The organism is Synechococcus sp. Lug-A (assembly GCF_024345655.1).
Lineage (GTDB): Bacteria > Cyanobacteriota > Cyanobacteriia > PCC-6307 > Cyanobiaceae > MW101C3.
In genome coordinates this window covers 103,225-122,699 of record NZ_JAGQBN010000010.1, presented here as the reverse complement: position 1 = coordinate 122,699, position 19,475 = coordinate 103,225, and the positions used below count along the sequence as shown (strand labels likewise).

21 protein-coding genes and 1 tRNA gene are annotated in these 19,475 nt (G+C 66.9%); 9 read left to right on the top strand and 13 right to left on the bottom strand.

The genetic code is table 11. The annotated features are described in order from the left end of the window. Positions 1-77: 77 nt before the first annotated feature. The 8 genes from KBY86_RS09295 to KBY86_RS09260 all read right to left on the bottom strand — a co-directional run bounded on the left by KBY86_RS09295 (position 78) and on the right by KBY86_RS09260 (position 6,910). Positions 78-662, bottom strand: a complete 585-nt coding sequence (locus KBY86_RS09295; RefSeq protein WP_255140928.1) for a TetR/AcrR family transcriptional regulator — start codon at positions 660-662, stop codon at positions 78-80. Positions 663-929: 267 nt separating this feature from the next. After that, on the bottom strand, positions 930-1,658 hold the full coding sequence (locus tag KBY86_RS09290; protein WP_399221339.1) for a DODA-type extradiol aromatic ring-opening family dioxygenase: 729 nt from the start codon (positions 1,656-1,658) through the stop codon (positions 930-932). A 340-nt stretch (positions 1,659-1,998) separates the two neighbouring features. Beyond that, positions 1,999-2,376: a hypothetical protein gene (locus tag KBY86_RS09285; RefSeq protein ID WP_255140926.1), complete on the bottom strand. Its 378-nt coding sequence runs from the start codon at positions 2,374-2,376 to the stop codon at positions 1,999-2,001. A 450-nt stretch (positions 2,377-2,826) separates the two neighbouring features. Next, the gene (locus tag KBY86_RS09280; protein WP_255100295.1) at positions 2,827-3,531 is read right to left on the bottom strand and encodes a GAP family protein; all 705 of its coding nucleotides are present in this window, start codon (positions 3,529-3,531) and stop codon (positions 2,827-2,829) included. A 446-nt stretch (positions 3,532-3,977) separates the two neighbouring features. Further along, entirely contained in the window at positions 3,978-4,601 is a 624-nt protein-coding gene (locus tag KBY86_RS09275; RefSeq protein WP_255140925.1) for a class I SAM-dependent methyltransferase, read from the bottom strand. A gap of 373 nt (positions 4,602-4,974) precedes the next feature. After that, a complete protein-coding gene (locus KBY86_RS09270) occupies positions 4,975-6,057 on the bottom strand; it encodes a class I fructose-bisphosphate aldolase (RefSeq protein WP_255140924.1) in 1,083 nt (360 codons plus the stop codon). 164 nt (positions 6,058-6,221) lie between these two features. Beyond that, positions 6,222-6,294: transfer RNA gene (locus KBY86_RS09265), tRNA-Ile, on the bottom strand. 10 nt (positions 6,295-6,304) lie between these two features. Further along, entirely contained in the window at positions 6,305-6,910 is a 606-nt protein-coding gene (locus KBY86_RS09260) for an occludin/ELL family protein (protein WP_255140923.1), read from the bottom strand. 131 nt (positions 6,911-7,041) lie between these two features. Here KBY86_RS09260 and pyrE point away from each other — a divergent pair, with 131 nt between their 5' ends. Together pyrE and KBY86_RS09250 are read left to right on the top strand one after the other, a co-directional pair. After that, positions 7,042-7,653, top strand: coding sequence for an orotate phosphoribosyltransferase (pyrE, locus tag KBY86_RS09255; RefSeq protein ID WP_255140940.1), 612 nt, complete (start codon positions 7,042-7,044; stop codon positions 7,651-7,653). Between the two features lie 58 nt (positions 7,654-7,711). Beyond that, complete coding sequence (locus KBY86_RS09250) at positions 7,712-8,686, top strand: folate-binding protein YgfZ (RefSeq protein WP_255140922.1); 975 nt, start codon at positions 7,712-7,714, stop codon at positions 8,684-8,686. On the opposite strand, the gene KBY86_RS09245 is transcribed toward KBY86_RS09250, so the two are convergent. Further along, on the bottom strand, positions 8,683-10,206 hold the full coding sequence (locus tag KBY86_RS09245) for a TM0106 family RecB-like putative nuclease (RefSeq protein ID WP_255140921.1): 1,524 nt from the start codon (positions 10,204-10,206) through the stop codon (positions 8,683-8,685). The genes KBY86_RS09250 and KBY86_RS09245 overlap by 4 nt on opposite strands. A gap of 103 nt (positions 10,207-10,309) precedes the next feature. Between KBY86_RS09245 and KBY86_RS09240 the strand changes: the two genes are divergently transcribed. From KBY86_RS09240 to KBY86_RS09215, 6 genes are all read left to right on the top strand, one after another. Continuing rightward, a complete protein-coding gene (locus KBY86_RS09240) occupies positions 10,310-11,797 on the top strand; it encodes a phosphoglucomutase/phosphomannomutase family protein (RefSeq protein ID WP_255140920.1) in 1,488 nt (495 codons plus the stop codon). Continuing rightward, positions 11,794-12,447, top strand: coding sequence for an RdgB/HAM1 family non-canonical purine NTP pyrophosphatase (gene rdgB / locus KBY86_RS09235; RefSeq protein ID WP_255140919.1), 654 nt, complete (start codon positions 11,794-11,796; stop codon positions 12,445-12,447). The genes KBY86_RS09240 and rdgB overlap by 4 nt, the downstream gene beginning before the upstream one ends. Next, complete coding sequence (locus KBY86_RS09230) at positions 12,447-12,836, top strand: YidH family protein (RefSeq protein ID WP_255140918.1); 390 nt, start codon at positions 12,447-12,449, stop codon at positions 12,834-12,836. Before rdgB ends, KBY86_RS09230 begins: the two co-directional genes overlap by 1 nt. A gap of 603 nt (positions 12,837-13,439) precedes the next feature. Then, positions 13,440-13,943, top strand: a complete 504-nt coding sequence (locus tag KBY86_RS09225) for a hypothetical protein (RefSeq protein WP_158217487.1) — start codon at positions 13,440-13,442, stop codon at positions 13,941-13,943. A gap of 296 nt (positions 13,944-14,239) precedes the next feature. Further along, positions 14,240-14,866: a hypothetical protein gene (locus KBY86_RS09220; RefSeq protein WP_094514535.1), complete on the top strand. Its 627-nt coding sequence runs from the start codon at positions 14,240-14,242 to the stop codon at positions 14,864-14,866. 60 nt (positions 14,867-14,926) lie between these two features. After that, positions 14,927-15,091: a Nif11-like leader peptide family natural product precursor gene (locus KBY86_RS09215; RefSeq protein ID WP_094514532.1), complete on the top strand. Its 165-nt coding sequence runs from the start codon at positions 14,927-14,929 to the stop codon at positions 15,089-15,091. On the opposite strand, the gene KBY86_RS09210 is transcribed toward KBY86_RS09215, so the two are convergent. From KBY86_RS09210 to hisB, 3 genes are read right to left on the bottom strand one after another with little or no spacing between them, the layout of a single operon-like run. Then, the gene (locus tag KBY86_RS09210; protein WP_315855852.1) at positions 15,069-15,629 is read right to left on the bottom strand and encodes a DUF1499 domain-containing protein; all 561 of its coding nucleotides are present in this window, start codon (positions 15,627-15,629) and stop codon (positions 15,069-15,071) included. The genes KBY86_RS09215 and KBY86_RS09210 overlap by 23 nt on opposite strands. Further along, positions 15,626-17,248 carry a carotenoid oxygenase family protein gene (locus KBY86_RS09205; RefSeq protein WP_255140917.1) on the bottom strand — a complete coding sequence of 541 codons (1,623 nt, stop codon included), beginning with the start codon at positions 17,246-17,248 and terminating at the stop codon, positions 15,626-15,628. Before KBY86_RS09205 ends, KBY86_RS09210 begins: the two co-directional genes overlap by 4 nt. Before the next feature lie 47 nt (positions 17,249-17,295). After that, positions 17,296-17,940, bottom strand: a complete 645-nt coding sequence (gene hisB / locus KBY86_RS09200; RefSeq protein ID WP_255140916.1) for an imidazoleglycerol-phosphate dehydratase HisB — start codon at positions 17,938-17,940, stop codon at positions 17,296-17,298. Positions 17,941-18,025: 85 nt separating this feature from the next. Here hisB and KBY86_RS09195 point away from each other — a divergent pair, with 85 nt between their 5' ends. Next, positions 18,026-18,646: a carbonic anhydrase gene (locus KBY86_RS09195; protein WP_094514519.1), complete on the top strand. Its 621-nt coding sequence runs from the start codon at positions 18,026-18,028 to the stop codon at positions 18,644-18,646. A 13-nt stretch (positions 18,647-18,659) separates the two neighbouring features. Here KBY86_RS09195 and fabI read toward each other — a convergent pair whose 3' ends face one another. Further along, the gene (fabI, locus tag KBY86_RS09190; RefSeq protein WP_094514516.1) at positions 18,660-19,442 is read right to left on the bottom strand and encodes an enoyl-ACP reductase FabI; all 783 of its coding nucleotides are present in this window, start codon (positions 19,440-19,442) and stop codon (positions 18,660-18,662) included. Between the last annotated feature and the right edge of the window lie 33 nt (positions 19,443-19,475).

The following is a 19,475-nucleotide window of genomic DNA, read 5'->3' as shown; positions in this document are numbered from 1 at the left end:
ACGTGCGTCATGCCATTGAGCGAAAAAGAGAGGGGACGGATCCGGCAGGGGCATGGCCCAGCTCAGCCACCTCCGGCTCAGGGGCCAACAGGGCGGGCCACCGCCTCCAGCAGGCGCCTGGCCAGAACGGGATCGTCGACCAGGCGCGCCAGCAGCACCGCTCCCACCATGGCCGACGCCAGCTGCAGCGCTGCATCACTGGGGGTGGGATCGCCGGGCTCGTCCCCGCAGGGCACTTTGGCGGGCGGACGGGCGGGCAACTTGCGCTCGATCGCCGCGAGCAACCCATGGGCCGCAGCGGCAAAGGCGGCGCGCACGGACGCCGGCTGGCGACCCCCCTCACCCCCAAGCGCCGCGATCACGCAGCCCCGCTCCGGGTGAGCGACGTGCTCGGGCGAGAGGTAGAAGGCAAGGCTCTGCTCCAGCGAAAGCTCCTCAGCCAGCGGGCCCTCGGCGCTGGCGGCGGCTGCCGTGCGGATGGCTTCAGCCACCAGGGCGTCGCGGCTCTGGAAATGGGAATAGAAGGCGCCATGGGTGAGGCCGGCCTGCTTCATCAGCGCCGGGATGCCGATACCCGAGAGCCCCTGACGGCGAAATTCAGCAGCGGCAGCGCGCAGGATGCGCTCACGCACAGCTTGCTTGTGACCGTCGGCGTATCGCATGATGAGCATCATGCCATGAATCTGTGGGCCTCACCCGCCCCGCAGCGGGTGGCTCAGCTGCAGGCATGAACAACCCCGATGGGAAAGCACAGCTGGGAAGCTGCGGAACAACGTTTGGGCGCTCCCGTTGCAATTCCGTGAGGCTGAACAGAGAGGCACTTCAAGCCGTATCTCGGCGAGCGGCAGTCATTCAGGGGCGCAGCAGGAGATGGATTTGAAGTGTTCACCCCGCATCACCCGGCTTCCCCAGACAGTGTCAGCAGCCTCCTAGGCCTCAACCTCCCAGAGCACCATGCACGCTCGCTTGTGAAGGATCTGTAGTTCGTAGCTGCTGGAACAGGCCGAGGCCGCATAGCCATAGCAGACATGCAGCGGCAGAAGATGCTCTTCCCTGGGATGGCAGTAGCGGGCAAAAGGGGCGTCCTGCCAATGGAGCAGACGCTGGCTGCGCTCCTGTTCAGCGAGCTGGCGGTTGGAACAGGTGTCGAGCAACCAGTTCTCGAAGGCCCCATTCATCGCCTTGGATTCAGCTGTATCGGGCGTGAAGAAGGCCTTCATGTTGTGGAAGGAGAAGCCCGAACCGATCAGCAGCAACCCCGGATCTGCCAGGCCTTGCAGGGCACGGCCCAGGGCCAGATGCTGGGCAGGGTCCAGGCTGCGAAGCAAAGACAGCTGCACGCACGGGATCTCTGCCGCGGGAAACATGATCTTCAGAGGCACGAACAGGCCATGATCCAATCCTCTCGTGGTCGTGAGGCGGGCCTCGATGCCAACTTCAGCCAGCGCCGCAGCGATGGCGCACGCCAGCGGCGGATCACCTGGGCATGGATACTGAATCTCGTACGACTCGTTTGGAAATCCGCTGTAGTCGTAGAGAAGCGACGGATTCGCGCCGGCAGTCACAGTGGGTTGCTGCTCTTCCCAATGGGCACTCACCACAAGGATGGCGGAAGGCCGCTCGATCGTGGCGGCAATGGTTGTCAGGCAAGCAACCATTTCGGCATGGGCCGCATCACCAAGCAAAGGCAATGGACCACCACCATGGGAGAGAAACAGGGCCCGGCGTCGTTGCACTGATCACTCCTGATGCAAAGCTGCTTGCACAGCTGCCTGGGTGGATGAGCGCCAGTGCCCAAGGCCATGCAAAGCATTGAGCCCAAGGTCATGAAAGGCACTGAGCCCATCACCCAAACCCCGGAACTGTCAGAGCAACTGTAGAGCAGACGCACAGGGGAGAACCACTGCCTGCAGCAGGGAGGCAGCAGCAGCGACGACAGACATGGCGGCAGCAGCAATGGCCAGGAAGGTAAGGCCGCCCGATCAGCGAAGCCGGTGGTCAGTCTTCCTCGGAGATGTACAGCTCCGTGCCTCGCTGGTAGAAGTTAAAGGTTTTACCCTGGTCTTCGCAATCGGACTGGGTGGCCGCGTAAGCCTTCAGAGGGGTGCGTACGATATTGGTGACGCCGGTGGTGTTGTCGTCGTAGCGCACATTGAGCGCAGGCGATTTATTCTCGCCTGCAAACTTGTAGTTCCAGGTCAATTTCAGCCACTTTCCGGGTGCCACGGTGGCGGACGTCCACTCACCTGAGCTGCCCCAGCGATAAGCGAAGTTCACGGAATAACCGGTTTCGGTGCCGATGCAGGCCAAGGCGAACTTCGTGGGCTGAGCGGAGGCGATTGGGGCCTGCGCCACTGTGAACGGAATCACCAGCAAGGGGATGGCCCACCAGCGGCGCGCAGACCTTTGCAAGGAGTGTGGCGCCGAACAAGCCGCCGAAAGAGGCCGCGAAGATTCACCCGGCAGACGGAACGAACGCCGAACCGGCCTAGCAGAACGAAGCAAGCGCAAGGACTTGAGAAACATAGATTGCAACCCCATGACTACACCGATCATCCGAAGCGCAAACATAACTGAATGAGGCCCACCTGTCTGGCAAGTGTCATCATTGGTAAAGGCCTACTCCGCGCTAACCACATCACGAACAAGCGCGGCAGCAGCTTGCCAGCCACTGCCAGGCAGGGACTGAGGCCAGGCAGGGACTGAGCCTGCTCCTGATGGTTCTGCTGATGGGTTGAGGTTTCCATCCTCTGGCCCGTGGATGCAAAACCATGGTGATCGGAGATGGATTGCAGCTGGCACAGGTGAATGAACCACTCGTGCACGTCAGCTCGACACCGGCAGCAAGGGATGACCGAGAAACCAACCGATGCCGTCGGCCACCAGCACCAAGCCAAGCACCACCACCACCGCCGCTGTGAGCTTCGGCAGCACCGACAGACTGAGCGAGGCCAACGACTGAAAGATCCTGCCGGCCCGCTGGGGAAAGAGGAAACGCAGCCCGATCAGGCTGAGCAGAGGCAGCACAAAGATGAGGTTGTAAACGAGGAGATAGGCGACTCCCGCCAGCCCCTGTGGGTCATGTTGCACGATCCGCTCCACAGCCGCGAGGTAGGGCACGGCGCCCGGAAGGCCCACCAACACCAAGCTGCCCCCGAGCACCGCCATGGCGGCCGGTGAATTGCCGGTTGTTGGGGCCTCCTGTGGTTTGGCGGTGGTTGATCGCTGCATGAGCCAGGGGGAGGCCAGCAGCAACAGTCCCACCAGGATCTGAATCACCAACTCCAGTGCCTGGGGTTGATTCCAGAGACGTGCAAGACCTGCACCGAAGTGCGCTGTGAAGGCTTCTGCTCCTAACAACAACAAAAGGCCAAAGCACACATACACCACATAAACCCCCGCCACAAACGAACCCGCAAGGGCCACGGGACGACGGCTACCAAGCGCCACCGTCATCGGCACCAGAGCCAGGGGAACCATCGACAGACTGTCAACCAGGCCGATCGCCACCAAAACAAGAAGCAGGCCCACGCTCGCACCGATCCAGCCGGGAGCTGGATTGTATGGGAGGAAAGTGAAAAGCCAGCAGGCTTTTGTTGGACGACTGAATCCTGAGCAGGAGGTGATGCTGGAGCGCTGAGATCACCATGGTCATGGTGTGGGGGAGATGGGCCAAAGATAATCAGCCAGATGGTCGCTGACGATAAAATGGCAGCAGAGCCGATGTGTTCGATCCCGTGGTTCTCGCTGAGTGGTTCTCGCTGACAAGTGCGCAGGTATCCTCCCGATCGGACCGACCGTCGGGGAGCCTTCACAAGACCTGGGCTCAGCTCTGTGAAAAAACACCTGACCACAACGCGCCGCGACTCCGCGAAGCCATTGGAAGATCGATGATCAATTCAATGATCCAAGGAAAAGACCAACGATTCCACAAGACCAATAGCCAGAAATTGATCCCATCGCTTGAAGACGAAACATCATAATGGCTCTGTAATCGGTGCCTGCCTCGTACCTTGAGGTTGCTTTTCAAAGACGACCACACTGTCGTAGATCGAGATGCAGTCTGTGGTGCGGGTGAATGAGGAAATCGGCAAGGCACCCCGCGCATGCACGGCATTGATCTCATCAATCTTTCCCTTCGCGAACTCAATAAAGCTCCCCGATCTTCCAATCCCACCTTCATACTCATCCCAATAGCAAGTATGCGTATCTTCCACCATGTACACGCCTCTGGGATGAATGCGTTCATAAAGCAATTCAAACGAAGAGACCATGTGGCTCATCCGATGGCTGCCATCATCCAAGACAATATCGATTCGTGGATAGCGACTGAGGATCCGCTCGATCACCGCAGGATCATCCTGGCTACCAATGAAGATGTCAACACCTTCGCCCTCATGCTGCTTGCATTCTGGATTGATGTCAAGACCAAGAACCTGTGCGCCGGGACCGAAATACTCCTTCCACATAGCTAAAGAACCGCCACCAAAAACCCCGATCTCAAGGATCACCGGAGCGGCGTTGCGGAATCTTGAGAAATGTCGCTCATAGATATCAAAGTAATGAATCCATTTATGCATGAGCTTGGAAGAGTTTTCCAAGAAGTAGCGATGCAGGAATCCGCCGCAATCAACTGAGGCCACAACGAGATCAACTGATAGTGTTCAATCTTAGACTCTCTCCAGACATTTGCCATCACAGCCAAGAGGGATCTGGGCGCTCCCACTGCCTTCTGCCACTCACGACAGCCAAACGCCATTGCCATCTACATCCTGCCTACATGGCCATCAAGGAAGAGCAGAACATCCATCTGCCACCCATTCGGCAGATGGATGTCAATCGATACAGGAACTGACGACGACCTTATCCATGACCAGCGTCCCAGGCCTCAGGTCCTCGAGCAGTCAACCGCTCAGATCGTCAGGCATTCAACCCCACAGCCCGGAACGCACAATGTCGTATCAAAACCCACCCCTAATAGCTGTAATTCGCCTCAAACAACGGCGCACCATCGGAGGGTTCTGAGCCGGGCGCATAGAGGCCCTGAGACGCCAGGCCATTGGCCCGGGCACGCGCCAACAGCGCCTGCTGGCCGGAGGCCAGATCGTGGCCAGCCCAGTGCTTCAGGCACGACTGCTGCAGCGCACGGCCGTAGGAAAAGCCCAGGTGCCACGGCGCTGGCGTGGTGGCTTGATTGATGCCGTTGAGATACACACTCGCCTCCTCTTCGCTCAGGCCACCGGAGAGGAACAGCACAGCCGGCACACTCACCGGCACCGTGCGCTCCAGCGTGCGCAAGGTGTATTCAGCCACCAGTTCGGGGCTGGGCGGGGTGGCGCAGGCCATGCCCGGCAGGGTGAGCGACGGCTTCAGCAGGCTGCCCTCCAGGAACACACCGCAGTGGCTGAGGGCGCTGTACACCGTGCGCAGCACCCACTCCTGCACGGCGGCAGTGGTTTCGATGTCGTGGTCTCCATCCATCAGGATTTCCGGCTCCACGATCGGCACCAGCCCCGCCTCCTGCACCGTGCGCGCATAGCGGGCCAGGCCCCAGGCGTTCTCGCGCACGCACAGATCCGAGGGGGATCCCTCGGCGGAAATCTTCAGCACCGCCCGCCACTTGGCGAAACGGGCGCCGCGCACATAGGCGTGCGTTGCCCGCTCCTGCAGTCCCTTCAGGCCGGTGCACCAGCTCTCTCCCTCCAGTCCGCCCGCCAGCGGCTCCAGACCCTGGTCCACCTTGATGCCGGGAACGATGCCGCTGCTGCGGAACAAGTCCACGAGCGGCGCACCTGGTTCGCCGAGCGCATTCACGCTGTCTTGAAACAAGGTTTCCTCAAACAGGATCACGCCGCTGATGTGCTCGTTGAGCTCAGGTGTGGTGGCCAGCAGGCTGCGGTAAGCGCGGCGGTTCGCCTCGGTGTTGTCCACACCGATGGCCTCGAAGCGTTTGCCGATCGTGCCGGTGGATTCATCGGCGGCCAGCAGTCCCTTGCCCCGGGCCGCCAGGGTGCAGGCTGTGCTGGCCAGTTCATCGCGAAAGCTCTCGAGGCTCATCGATTCCGGTGCGGGAAACAAACAGCAGAACCGATCGGCTCCGACCTCTCCTTAAGTGGGGCAGAGGGCGGTGTCAACGGCGCGGTGTGGAATGAATCCAGCTGGAGGCTGCTTCCGGAAGGCCGCACCGGTTGCGCCGCAATGAGCCGGCGACAATTGTTTGATGGGGGTCCCGGGGATCGAACCCGGCTTAGGCGGATTATGAGTCCGCTGCATTCACCAGATTGCTAGACCCCCAGCGTGCCGCTCACCACAAGCCGCGGATCGGCCGTGACCACATCGACGGGGGTACTGCGCCATCATCCAGCTGATGCGGTGCCATCGATTCACCGGAACCCTGCAGACTGCCGGTGAACTGGCTGGGCAGGTCAGCTGTGCGAAACGGAATCGGCGAGCTGAGTTCTTCCATCGCCGCGTTGACGGTGTTGTTGATGGCGCTCCCATCCCAGATGATCGCCTGATCAGGAAAGCCCAGCCCCATCACGCGGTTGCCTTCCGGCCCACCCATCGCGATGCCGAGGATATCGGTGGCCTGATGAAGGATGTTCACCCCCGCCGCAAACGGTGAGCGCCAACTGAAGGCGCGCCGCATGAAGAGGGTGTCGGTGGCTTCCACCACGCCGCAGCGGGTGACCTCCACCGGCGCCGCGCGGCCTGGGCCCGAACCGGAGGCACCGGCCTCCACCGTTGTGGTGCAGACCACCGGGTCGGCCAACGCAGGGGCTGTGGTCATGACCGCCAGGCCACCAGCCGCCACCAGCCATGCGACGAGACCCGGCCGCATCATGGAAGGCCACGCCAGGGATGCAACGGAGCGGGTGGGAGCCACAGCAGAAGGGGTGGGGCGGGTCATCGGAAGCACCAGAGACGCCCGTGCCCGTTGCAGGCAGGAGCTGGCTATTTGAGCGCAAACTAAGTCAGCAAGCCGGAAAGTTGCCAGTGTCCGCCGTTCCCGACTCCCTTGCCGCCGCTCCGGCCACCCCGCTGCCCCCCGCTGATCCGGCGGAACGGCGCCGCGCCCTGCTGCCGCTGCTGGCCGACCGCGCCTATCGCCATGGCCGTTTCACCCTGGCCTCCGGGCGCAGCAGCGACCATTACGTGAACTGCAAACCGGTGAGCCTCAGCGGTTACGGGCTGGCCCTGCTGGCGGAGCTGATGCTGGAGCAGGTGGAAGACGGCGCGCTGGCCGTCGCCGGGCTCACCCTCGGCGCCGATCCGTTGGTGAGCGGCGTCGCGTTGGCGGCGGCGCTGGTGGGGCGGCCGCTGGATGCCCTGATCGTGCGCAAGGAGGCAAAAGGCCACGGCACCGGTGCCTGGCTGGAAGGCCCCCTCCCCGCCGCCGGCAGCACGATCACCGTGCTGGAAGACGTGGTCACCACCGGCGGGTCGTCGCTCAAGGCGGTGCGGCAACTGCGGGAGGCCGGCTATGTGGTGCAGCGGGTGGTCACGATCGTGGATCGGCAGGAAGGCGGCCTCGAGGCGATGACCGCAGCCGGGCTGGAACTGCGCAGCCTGTTCCTGCTGGAGGAGATCGCCGCGGCCGCCGGCAACAACGAAGCAGCCGCAAGCAACCACTCCCCAACCGCCAGCAACTGATCCCGCCCCGATCCCGGCGGTGATTTGCAAGGGTAAGGGCGCCGGATGCTCCCCCACCGTGACGCCCCATCCCCAGCCCGACCCATGGGCCTGGCAGCCGCCCCGCCCCAGCCGTCTGCAGCAGCCGGCGGTGCTGATCCGCCTGGAAGGGGCCGACACCCTGCGCTTCCTGCACGGCCAGACCAGCCAGGACCTGGAGCGGGCCCGGAGCGGCCAGTGCCTGGCCACCTGCTGCATCAGCCCCACCGGCCGTCTGCGCGCGCTGGCCGAGGTGCTGGTGGACGGCGCAGGCGCCTGGCTGCTGGTGAGCGCAGGTGATGGCGCCGCCGTGCATCAGGCACTCGATCGGGTGCTGTTTCCGGCCGATCAGGTGGTGCTGGGGGCGCCCCTGCCTGTGAGCCTGTTCACGCTGCTCGAGGCTCCCGAGCCGTTGCTGGCGTCGCCCGGGCAGTGGCAACCCCTTGGGGCTGCCGGCGGCACCGAGGGCTTCCTGCTGCCGGGCGGCCGGCTGGTGCTGCCGGACGAGGCGCCGGAGCCGGAGGCGCTCCAGGCGCTGCCGGATCTCTCTGCCGCCGAGGCCGAGCGCTGGCGGCTTCAGGGCGGTCACCCCGCTGCGCCCGCCGAGATCAACGAGGAGGTGAACCCGTTCGAGCTGGGCCTGGCGGCGCGGGTGAGCCTCTCGAAGGGCTGCTACGTGGGCCAGGAAACCCTGGCCAAGCTGGCCACCTACGACGGCGTCAAGCAGCAACTGCGCCGCTGGGTGTGCACGCCTCCCGCCGGTGGCCCGCTGCCGCTGCCGGGCGGCAGCCTGCACACCTATGCGGGCGACCGGGCCGGGCGCATCACCTCCTGTCTGGAGCTGCCCGCCACTGCTCAGCAGCCGGCCTGCTGGCTGGGGCTGGCCCTGGTGCGGCGGCAGGCACTGGCGGAGGCGGGCCTGCAGGCCGAGGGCGGGCTGGTACTGGCGCTCTCCATCCCGGAGGCGTTCGTAACCCCGCCGGTGGGCGCCGGCGGCGGGGCGGGCAAGCTCTAAGCCAGTGGTGCCGGCGGGTCCTGGTGCGGGGGCGATTGGTCCTGCTCCAGCAACCAGCGGGCCACCGCCCAGGTGGCCCGGACGTCGTCGTGGTTGTAGCGGAGGATCCAGCGCAGGTTGTGGTGGCTGCCGCGACCCGCAGCGGTGCCATCGCCGCGCCACTGGCGCCACCACAGCAGGCAGCGGGCCCCATCCACCCCCTTCTGGCTCCAACGGAAGCCGAGCCAGCCAGCCACCCCCTTGAGCCCGTAGCTGCTCACCGGCAGCAACCAGTGGCGCCGCAGGCGCACGTGCAGGTCCACCAACCGCGCCCGCAGCGCCGCCACCTCCCGTTCGCTGGCGCCCTGGCGCTGGGCAAGCCGCACCAGCGCCACCGCCTCGGTTTCGCCGTAGTGGAGCAGGGGCCACCCCGGGCTGCGCGCCAGCGCCCGCCGCAGGCGCTGCCACAGCAAGGCTTCGCCGTGCTCATGCAGGGCCAGCAGCGGCTGGTAACGGCTGCCGGCGGCGGCGGCCGTGGGCCAGCGGCCATCGGCCTGCCGCTCGATCCGCAGAAAGCCGTGCAGAAAGTCGTCGCGGGCGTCCGGGTCGGATTCGATGTCGTAGACGAGCACGCCGGGGGCCGCGGCCAGCTCCGGCAGCGCCAGCAGGGGCTGGCCGGGGAGAGGCGCGATCCGTTGCGGAGCGCCGTCGCGCTGCACCCGCGCCTGGGCCACCAGCCGCTCAGCCACCTCACGGTGCTGCTCGCCGTGCACCTCCAGCGCATCGGCCAGGGCACCGGGGTCGGCCGCCGCCAGATCCGCCACCCCGCCCACATGGAGATCCAGCAGCAGCTCGCGGCGTTTGCCGCCGATGCCGCTCACTTCGCTGAGGTGGCCCTGCTGGGCCGCCTCCTGGTCGCACAGGCCCCGCCAGGAGCAGAGCACGCACTTCTTGCGGTCGTTGACCAGCGGTGGCGGCTGAGACCGTTGCAGATCGTCCGCCAGTTTCGGCAGGCTGTCGTCGAGCTGGCGCTGCAGTCCAGGGCCCAGCGCCAGGTGTTCCTGCTCCAGCCCGCGGGCGCCGTGGGCCAGCACCAGGCCCTCTCCCACGCTGGCGTCCTGGTGCTCCCCCAGCAGCCGGCCCCAGAGCGTCATCAGCAGGCGGTGTTCCCGCGTGAGCCGCCGGCCGTGGCGCGCCATCACCGGCAGATAGGCATGGGCGCCCCAGCGGCTGCTGCCGGTGGTGCGCAGCAGCAGGGGCGGGTGGGCCTGCAGCGCCAGCCCGCCCGGGCCCTCGCCGACCAGGCGCAGCCCCACCACGGCGGGCGCGGCGGCGGCGCAACCCGCCTCACCCCGCTGGGGCTTGCGGCCCAGCAACTGCACAAAGCAGCGCTGCTGATCGTCCAGCTGCAGGGTGCGGTGGGCCGTCCAGAGTCGTCGCTCCTGGGGGCCATGGCGGTCGAGCCAGGCGCGGCGACGGCAGCGGACCCAGCTGCGCAGCAACCGGTCGGTGAGCACCCGATCGGGGTGGGCGGAAGGCATGCGGCCAAGCTAAAGGGAACGGTGGCCTGCCCAGAGGCCGGCACGCGCTCTGCCCCGCAGGATGCGTCACGCTGCTACGACCCTGGCACTTCCCCTCCCCCCCATGGCGTCCGCCCCCCTGCCCCTGGAGCCCAGCCCGATCCGGTTCGGCACCGATGGCTGGCGCGGCATCCTTGGCGTCGACATCACGGTGGAGCGGCTGTTGCCGGTGGCAGCCGCCGCCGCCCGCGAGCTGGAGCATTCCGCCCCGCCGGGCCTGCAAAGCCGGGAGGTGGTGATCGGCTACGACCGCCGCTTCCTCGCGCCCGAACTGGCCGAGGCGATCGCCGCCGCCGTGCGGGGCGCCGACCTGGAGCCCCTGCTCACCGACACGCCCGTGCCCACCCCCGCCTGCAGCTGGGCGGTGGTGGAGCGCGGCGCCCTGGGCGCCCTGGTGATCACCGCCAGCCACAACCCACCGGAATGGCTCGGGCTCAAGATCAAGGGCCACTTCGGCGGCTCGGTGGAAGGCGACTTCACTGCCCGGGTGGAGAAGCGCCTGGAGGCCGGCGGCATCACCGTGCCGATCGCCGGCGACACCCCCCGCTTCGATGGCTGGGCCGGCTACCTGGCGGGGCTGCGCCGGCTGGTCGACACCGGCGCCCTGCGCCAGGGCCTGGCACGGCTGGGCATGGCGGTGATCGTGGATCCCATGCACGGCTCGGCCGCCGGTGGCCTGCCGGCGCTGCTGGGCCAGCCGCCTGCCGCTGCACCCCACCCGGCTGAAACCGGCGGCATCCAGGAGATCCGCTCGAACCGCGATCCGCTGTTCGGCGGCCATCCCCCCGAACCGCTGGAGCCTTATCTGGGCGAACTGATCGCAGCGGTGCGGGCCAGCACCGCCGCCGGCCAGCCGGCGCTGGGCATCGTGTTCGATGGCGACGGCGACCGCATCGCCGCCATCGACGAGCGGGGCCGCTACTGCAGCACCCAGCTGCTGATGCCACTGCTGATCGATCACCTGGCCCGCGCCCGCGGCCTGCCCGGCGCCGTGGTCAAAACCGTGAGCGGCTCCGACCTGATGCAGCAGGTGGCCGAAGGCCTCGGCCGGCGCGTGATCGAGAAGCCGGTGGGCTTCAAGTACATCGCCGCCGAGATGTTGAGCGGCGATGTGCTGATCGGCGGGGAGGAATCCGGTGGGGTGGGGCTGGGCATGCACCTGCCGGAGCGGGATGCCCTGTTCGTGGCCCTGCTGGTAGTGGAAGCGGTGGTGGAAGGGGGGCTGCCGCTGGGCGAGCGACTCGATCAGCTGCGCGAGGCCCACGGCGGCGCCGGCACCTACGACCGCCTCGACCTGCGGCTGCGGGACATGGCCACCCGCCAGCGGCTGGAACACCAGCTGGCCGATGCCGCCCCCACGGAGGTGGCCGGCGCGCCGGTGCTGGAGGTGATCCGCACCGATGGCGTCAAGCTGCGGCTCGGCGCCAGCCACTGGCTGATGCTGCGCTTCTCCGGCACCGAACCGCTGCTGCGTCTCTACTGCGAAGGCCCCAGCCCCGAGCGGGTGGCCGCGGTGCTCGCCTGGGCGCGCCAGTACGCGGAGGCGGCATGACCCCCACCACCCCGCCCGGCTCACCCGCCACCGTGCTGGTGCTGGCCAGCGGCAATGCCGGCAAGCTGCGGGAATTCAACGCCGCCCTCAACGGCGAGGCGGCCCGCGCCGCCGGCCTGCCACCGCTTGATGTGCGCCCCCAGCCCAGTGGCTTCGAGGTGGAGGAAACAGGCGAGAGCTTTGCCGCCAATGCCCGGCTCAAGGCTGAAGCCGTGGCATTGGCCACCGGCTGCTGGGCACTCGCCGACGACTCGGGCCTGAGTGTTGAGGCACTCGGCGGTGCCCCGGGCATCCATTCGGCCCGCTACGCCGCCAGCGACAGCGAGCGCATCGCCCGGCTGCTGCGGGAACTGGGCGAACAAGCTGCAGCCCAGGCGCCCACCGCCAACCGCCGCGCCTGCTTCACCGCCGCCCTGGCTCTGGCAGATCCCAGCGGCCACACCGTGCTCACGGTGGAAGGGATCTGCCCTGGGGAGATCCTCACGGCGCCGCGCGGCAGCGGCGGCTTCGGCTACGACCCGGTGTTTCTGGTGCCGGAGGCCGGCCTCACCTTCGCGGAGATGGACCTCGATCTGAAACGCCGCCTCGGCCACCGCGGCCGGGCCCTGGCGGCGCTGCTGCCGCAGCTCGGGCCGCTGCTGCAGCCCTGATGGCGGTCAATCTCACCAACGAGCTGGCCAAGGAACGCAACCGGGCGGCGGCAGAGCGCACCTTGATGGCCTGGATCCGCACCTGCCTGGCGCTGATCAGCTTCGGTTTCGGCCTCGACAAGATCATCGGCGCCATCAACACCAATCGCTTCGAGCGGCCCGTCCATGCCGGCCTCGGCGTGCGGCTGGTGGCGATCGGCTTCGTGCTCACCGGCATCCTGGCCATGGCCGCCGCCGCACGGGAACACCTGCGCACGCTCAAGCGGCTCCAGCGTGACGACTTCGTCTATGTCGACCAGACCTCGATCGGCATCGCCACCGCCATGGCCCTCACCCTGATCGGCAGCGTCGCCCTGATCCTGTTGATCACCGGTGCGAGGCCGTTGTGAATCCGGCCGTGGCGCTGGCGCTGCCCTTTGTGCGCTGGCGAAAACGGCAGCGGCTGCGGGCCTGAATCGGATGGCACAGGTCAGGATGCGCGTGGGGTGGTGATGGCGATCGAGATGCGCCCATCGGGGCGGCGAAGACATCTGCCCATTGCAGGTGTCGCGCGCCACCCTTTCCAGCAGGCTGGGGGCGAGGCGTTGCCCGTGGCCTTTCTTCACGAGAACAACGTTCTCCTGCCAAAGGAGGGGACGTCGCCGGAGTAGTTGAAAGCCCGCGCTGCAAATACGATTCTTTGGGCGATGCGCACAACCCGGACGCTGTGGAGATCGGCACTCACCCATACCCTCAACACCATCATCATGCAGGGAGTTGACTCCAAGTTGGATTCAGCGAGAGACCGGGGCTCAAGCGGATCATGCCAACAGGTTTCACGTACCTTCAGGGCCCCACCGTGTCCACCAACCCACGTCCTCGCCTGGGTTCCGAAGATCGGCGCCGCTGGATGTGAGTCAGAATGTTGCGGACCCATTCGCTCCGTGGCGGCGATGTAGTCGTCCCGGCCACAGTGAGGCAACACCTACCTCCACCCTGCGGTTGTCCGCAGGGTGAAGCCTTCCACCCCAATGCCCCAGAAAGCGATCGTCCTGTTCAGCGGAGCTCTGGCGAGCTGCGCACTCGCCCTGCTTGCGGCACCGGCCTGTGCAGAGTTGCTCTACAAGCTCTCCACCAGATGCAGCCTGGCGGGAGCGGATCCCCAGGCCTGCACAGTTGAAGCCGAGGATTTCGGCAGCGTCACGTTGTATCGACACCGCATCGGCGCAGTGACCAAAACGATCCGTGTGACCGACTCCCCTCTGAAAATGGAGCTCTACAACGCCGAGCGCAAGAAGTGGGAGACCCTGCAAAGCGCGTCGGCACGGTTTTCAGCCAACACGGTGTGCTTCAACGGCCGGGATCTCTGCGTCGTCAATCCCAACTACCTCAACAGCGTGCAAGAGAACCGGCCCGATCTGATGACTGGGCGGGATCTGGTTCGCGTGCACTTCGACAGCAGCGGGCGCACCAACGCGAGCTGCTACGACGACGGATGTGATCTGGTCCTGAAATGAACCAACTCTCCGGATTCGCCCTTGTGTTGGCTGGCATGGTCACACTTCCCGCTGGTGCCGGCTTCGCTTTTGATTCCTCAACGGAAACTGCCTCCCCTCCCACACACCTGATCGCTCGGGGAGGTGGTGGTGGCTCCCGCGGCGGCGGCTCCCGTGGTGGTGGAGGTGGTGGGGGTGGTGCCTCACGGGCCAGCCTTGGATCCCAGGGCGGCAGCAGGGGCAACACAGGCTTTAGCAACGCCAGTAGCGGTCTCAGCCGTGGTTCCTCCAGGCCCAGCGGCGGCTGGAGCAACCAAGTGCGTCAACCCGGCCTAAACCCCTCGCTCAACCGGCCCAGCGGCAACACCGTGGCCGGCAACCGCAACCTGAACCGCGACACCAACCGTAGTGTGAATCGCAATCTGGACAACAACTGGAACGTGAATCGGGAGGTGAATCGCGATATCAACAGAAACGTCAACGTGAATCGCACCGCCAACGTCAACTGGGATCGGCGCGTCAACATCAACAACGTGAACGTCAATGCCGGCTGGGCGCGGCCAGGCTGGGGCGTGGCGCGGCCGTGGAACTACGGCTGGTATGGCGGTTGGAGCACCCCAACATGGGGCTGGTGGGGCGCCCGCGCCGCCACCTGGGGCATCGCCACCCTCGCCACTGCTTCAATCATCAACAACGCCGTCAATTCAGCCATCAGCGCCAACCAGACCTACATCCTGGTGCCGAACAGCAGCTACCAGCTGATCTTCGCTTCGGTGGTGCCAACCAGCAGCTCGGTGGTGAGTTTCGCCGTTACCGCCGACGGCGGCACCTACCAGCTCACGGCCGACTGCAACGCCGGCCTGCTGGATGGCCGCCAGCCCCAGTCCGCCGCGGAGGCGGAACTGCTTAATGCCGCCTGCCAGGTGGCCTTCGGCAACGTCTGAGGCCCGGGGGCGCTCAGCGCCCCCGAGTAGGACGGAGTCAGGCCTCCGCCGTCAACGACCATGTCCAAAGCCCAACTGAACGCGTTCCTGCTGCAGGTGGAAGGCGATCCCGCGCTCAAGGCCAGGGTGGACGGGGCCGCCGATCCCGCTGCGGTGGTGCTGATTGCCGCCGAGCTGGGTCATGTGTTCTCCGCCGCCACCCTCAGCCGGCAGCAGCGGGGCTGAGCCCGGCATCGAGGGCCTGCTTCAGGCTCTCCAGCCGCGCTCGGTTCACCCCCAGGTCTGAATCCCCGAGGCGTGAGGCCGAGCGCACCTGCAGCACGCCACTGCGGGCATCGGCCGCCAGTTCGAGGTCGTCGATGAAGCCGAACAGGCGGCTTTCTGCGGTGGCGTGGAGATAGGCCGCCTCCGGCTCCTCCTCGAAGCGCTCCACCGTGATCCCCGGCGTGGCCTTCAGCACCGGCAGCAGCTGGCGCAGACCGTCCAGCGGATCGGCGAGGGGCCAGTCCTGGCGAACGCAATGGCTTGGCGCCGTGCAGGTGGAAAGGCGCTCGTCGTGCAGGCCGAGCTCCTCAGGCACCGGCCCCACCAGGTGGAACAGCGCAGCAGCAGCGGCCGCCGGCTGAAAAGCGAGCGGAGCTGCGACTGCCAGCAGCCACAGGCCGGCCGTCACCAGCACCCGGCCCAGACGCAAAAAGAGCTGTGGCGCCAGGCCTGAAGCGGCGCTGGAGGCGGAGCCAGTGGCGTGCGGGTGCGCGTTCATGCCGCACTCCAGCTGCCATGCAGCCCGTGGGGGATGGCCAGGGGCAGGGGAATCACCGCCTGCTCGGTGAGGTCGTCGGCCCGCAGGATCACCAGGTCACTGGCCGAGCGGGCACCGTTCCAGACCACGCAGAGGATCCAGCCGTCGTCTTCCGCCGGAGCGGACCCGGCGCCAACGGCCGGCCGGGGCACCATCAGCGGCTCGCTGACGAAGCCGCGCGGCGCCGCACTCCATACCCAGCGTTCGCCGGAGTGGAGGTCAAGCTTCTCGATCGCCTGCAGCGGGTCGTTGCCCCGCTCCCGATGGGTGACCGCCATCCAGGCGTAGCGGGCATCCAGCCCCACGCGGGCAGGGTTCACCATCGCGAATTCGCAGCAGCGCTCCTCCAGCCGCTCGCTGCTCACCGTGCCGGTGGCCAGATCGATGCGGCAGCGGTGCAGCTGGCCCACCGGCAGGGTGCTGAAGTCCACGGCGCGGAAGTCGGTGTCCGGGCCGATCGTGGGGAAGTCGTCGTAGTAGATCGAATCCACCACCACCTGGCCGGCGGCGCCGGCACCGGGGTCTTCGAAGGCGTTGAGGTGGTGGAACACGAAGCCGGCCGGCGCCTGCACCTGCAGGGGCTCGCCTTCTCCGGAGCGGGGAATCAGCCAGAACTGACCCTGCTCGCCGGGCTTGGAGGCCAGGCACTGGGCGGCCCCCTTCAGGCCGAACACAAAGCCCAGCGGGTTGAAGGCCATGGCGTTCTGCAGGAACACGGCCCAGTTGGGGGTGATCGCGAAATCGTGCAGAAAGGCGAACCCCTTGAAGCTGCGGGTCTGATCGGCCAGCAGGCGGCCACTGCCGCGCGTGACGCTGCCCTGGTGACCGCTGCTGTGATCGCCGCTGATGCCGTGGCTGCTTGGGTCCTGGCTGGTGATGGCCTCGCCGTTGCTGGCCTGGCTGCTGGAGGCGTCGAACTCCATCAGCCGGATCGTGCTGCGGGGCCCCGCCTTCACCCCGAAGGTGACCATGCGCGGGCCGCCCCGGTGACCGGGATCGAAGCGGGGGTGGGCGCTGAAGGCCTCCCCGGCGGCAAGCACGCCATCCAGCCGCTCGAGGCCGGTGGTCTCCAGCGTGTCGGGATCGAGGCCGTGGGGCAGGCTCGCCTCCCAGAGCGCAAGCAGGCGGTCGCCCAGCCGCACCACGTGGGTGTTGGCGATGTTCTTGAGCCGCAGATCGAAGGCATTGGCGAGGGGACCGCCGGGCTTCTGGGTACCGAACACGCCGCGGTACACGAAGCTGCCCTTCTCCTCCTCCGCCAGCCAGCCCTCGGTGCGCACGAAACGGTTGGTGACGCTGGCGCCGCCACCGTCGAAGCGCACGGCGGTGATCATGCCGTCGCCATCAAAGGGGTGGTGCACCCACTGGCCGCCGCGCTCCAGCCGACCCGGCCCGTTGCGGTAGAGGGTGCCGCTGAGCTCACTGGGGATGGAGCCCTTGCTGGCGGTGAGCGGCGCCGCCGTGAGTTCGCTGCCCACGTTGCGGAACGCACTGGCCCAATCGGCGCGGGCGTAGGTGGTGGGGCTCGCGGCGGACTCCGGTGCGTCCGGATGGTCGGGGCGGCTGGCGGCCAGGGTCATGAACGGGCGAGCGGACGGCGTTCCTCCCATCATCACGTAAAGGAGTGTTAAGCGGCGCCCGCCTGCTCCAGCACCCCCTTGCTGCTGGGTACGGCACCGGCCCGACGCGGGTCGATCTCCACCGCCAGCCGCAGCGCCCGGGCAAACGCCTTGAAGCAGGCCTCCACGATGTGATGGGAGTTCAGGCCATCGAGCTGGCGGATGTGCAGGGTGAGGCCCGAGTTGTTCACCACCGCCACGAAGAACTCCCGCACCAGCTCGGTCTCGTAGGTGCCGATCCGCTGGGCCGGAATCGTGAGCCCGTAGCTGAGGTGGGGGCGACCGGAGCAATCAAGCGCCACCTGAACCAGCGCTTCATCGAGCGGCGCCACGAAATGGCCGAAGCGATGGATGCCGCGGCGGGAGCCCAGGGCCTGCGCCAAGGCCTGGCCCACGGCGATGCCCACGTCCTCGTTGGTGTGGTGGTCGTCGATGTGGGTGTCGCCGTGGGCGCTGATCTCCAGGTCGAGCAGGCCATGGCTGGCCAGCTGATGCAGCATGTGATCCAGGAACGGCACCCCGGTGCTCACCTGGCAGGCGCCGCTGCCATCGAGATCCAGGCGCACCCGCACATCGGTTTCCCCGGTGACCCGGTGGACACGGCCGCTACGGCCTCCCGGACTGCCGGGATCGAGGTCCGGATGGAGGGACACGGGCTGTGGGGCGGGACAGTACCAATCATGCCGAACCCGAAGGCCTGACTCGGTCCACAATCGCCAGCACCGATCCGGCCCCCGCGTGAAAAACTGTCCCCTGACGGTGCTCGCCGAACTGCGAGAGGGCCACCGGCGCTTCCTTGACGGTGAATCGCTCCATCCCCACAGCAGCCGCGAGCGCATGCTCGAAGTGGAATCAGGCCAGCATCCGGCTGCGGCGGTGCTGGGCTGCGCCGATTCCCGGGTGCCGGTGGAGCTGCTGTTCGACACGGGCTTCGGCGACCTGTTCGTGGTGCGCAACGCCGGCACCCTCTCCACCACTGCGGCCATCGCCTCGCTGGAGTACGCCGTGGCCCACCTGGGCGTGCCCGTGATCGTGGTGCTGGGCCATGAGCGCTGTGGCGCCATGGAAGCGGCCTTCAACCCGGCGCTGATCCTCACCCCGAGCCTGGCCCAGGTGGTGGGGCAGCTGCGCATGGAGCTGCTCCACCTCGGCGGCCATGACGACCTGGATCAGGCCGCCCGCCACCACACCCTCAACGCGGCCCGCAACCTGGTCGACTCCAGCGTGCTGCTCACCGATCTGATGCGCAGCGGCCGCCTGCAGGTGGAAGCCGCCTTCTACAACCTGCACACCACCACGATCGACTGGATGGGATCGGTGATGCCGATGCGCTCGGACGAGCTGATGGGTGCACCGTGAAGCGAGAGGGCGCTCACATCCCCGTGATGCAGTAGCCGCCGTCCACATAGATCACCTGGCCGGTGATGCCCGAGGCCAGCGGGCTGGCCAGAAAGGCAGCGGTGGCGCCCACTTCGTCCTGGGTAACGGTGCGCCGCAGCGGGGCCTTCTCCTCCACGTTGTGGATCATGTCGAGGATGCCGCCGATGGCGGAGCTGGCCAGGGTGCGGATCGGGCCGGCGCTGATGGCGTTCACCCGCACCTGGTTGTCGGGGCCCAGTTCGGCGGCCAGGTAGCGCACCGAGGCCTCAAGGGCCGCCTTGGCCACCCCCATCACGTTGTAGTTGGGAATCGCCCGTTCGGCGCCCAGGTAGCTGAGCGTGATCACGCTGGCGCCAGGATTGAACAGGGGCTTGGCATAGCGGCAGAGCGGCGCGAGCGAATAGGCGCTCACCTCCAGCGCCCGGCCGAACCCTTCGGGGGTGATGGCGCTGTAGTCACCCACCAGCTCCTCCTTGCCGGCGAAGGCCAGGCAGTGGATCAGCACATCGAGGCTGCCCCACTGCTCCTGGATCGCGGCGAAGGCGGCCTCGATCTGCGCGGGGATCTGCACGTTGAGCGGCAGCACCAGGCTGGGGGCCAGCGGGGCCGTGAGCTCACGCACCTTGCCCTCGAAGCGGCCCTTGTCGTCGGGCAGGTAGGTGACCGCCAGCTCGCAGCCCGCCGCGGCCAGCTGCTGAGCGATGCCCCAGGCGATCGAGCGGTTGTTGGCGATGCCGGTGACCAGGGCCTTCTTGCCGCGCAGATCGAGAAGCATGTCCGGGGAGCGAGCTGGCAGCGATTCTCCCGC

Coding starts and splice junctions, on each gene's coding strand:
- KBY86_RS09295 (WP_255140928.1), bottom strand. CDS start 662: ATGCGATACGCCGACGGTCACAAGCAAGCTGTGCGTGAGCGCATCCTG.
- KBY86_RS09290 (WP_399221339.1), bottom strand. CDS start 1,658: ATGGTTGCTTGCCTGACAACCATTGCCGCCACGATCGAGCGGCCTTCC.
- KBY86_RS09270 (WP_255140924.1), bottom strand. CDS start 6,057: ATGAGCCTCGAGAGCTTTCGCGATGAACTGGCCAGCACAGCCTGCACC.
- KBY86_RS09260 (WP_255140923.1), bottom strand. CDS start 6,910: ATGACCCGCCCCACCCCTTCTGCTGTGGCTCCCACCCGCTCCGTTGCA.
- KBY86_RS09245 (WP_255140921.1), bottom strand. CDS start 10,206: ATGCCTTCCGCCCACCCCGATCGGGTGCTCACCGACCGGTTGCTGCGC.
- KBY86_RS09240 (WP_255140920.1), top strand. CDS start 10,310: ATGGCGTCCGCCCCCCTGCCCCTGGAGCCCAGCCCGATCCGGTTCGGC.
- rdgB (WP_255140919.1), top strand. CDS start 11,794: ATGACCCCCACCACCCCGCCCGGCTCACCCGCCACCGTGCTGGTGCTG.
- KBY86_RS09230 (WP_255140918.1), top strand. CDS start 12,447: ATGGCGGTCAATCTCACCAACGAGCTGGCCAAGGAACGCAACCGGGCG.
- KBY86_RS09215 (WP_094514532.1), top strand. CDS start 14,927: ATGTCCAAAGCCCAACTGAACGCGTTCCTGCTGCAGGTGGAAGGCGAT.
- KBY86_RS09210 (WP_315855852.1), bottom strand. CDS start 15,629: ATGAACGCGCACCCGCACGCCACTGGCTCCGCCTCCAGCGCCGCTTCA.
- KBY86_RS09205 (WP_255140917.1), bottom strand. CDS start 17,248: ATGACCCTGGCCGCCAGCCGCCCCGACCATCCGGACGCACCGGAGTCC.
- fabI (WP_094514516.1), bottom strand. CDS start 19,442: ATGCTTCTCGATCTGCGCGGCAAGAAGGCCCTGGTCACCGGCATCGCC.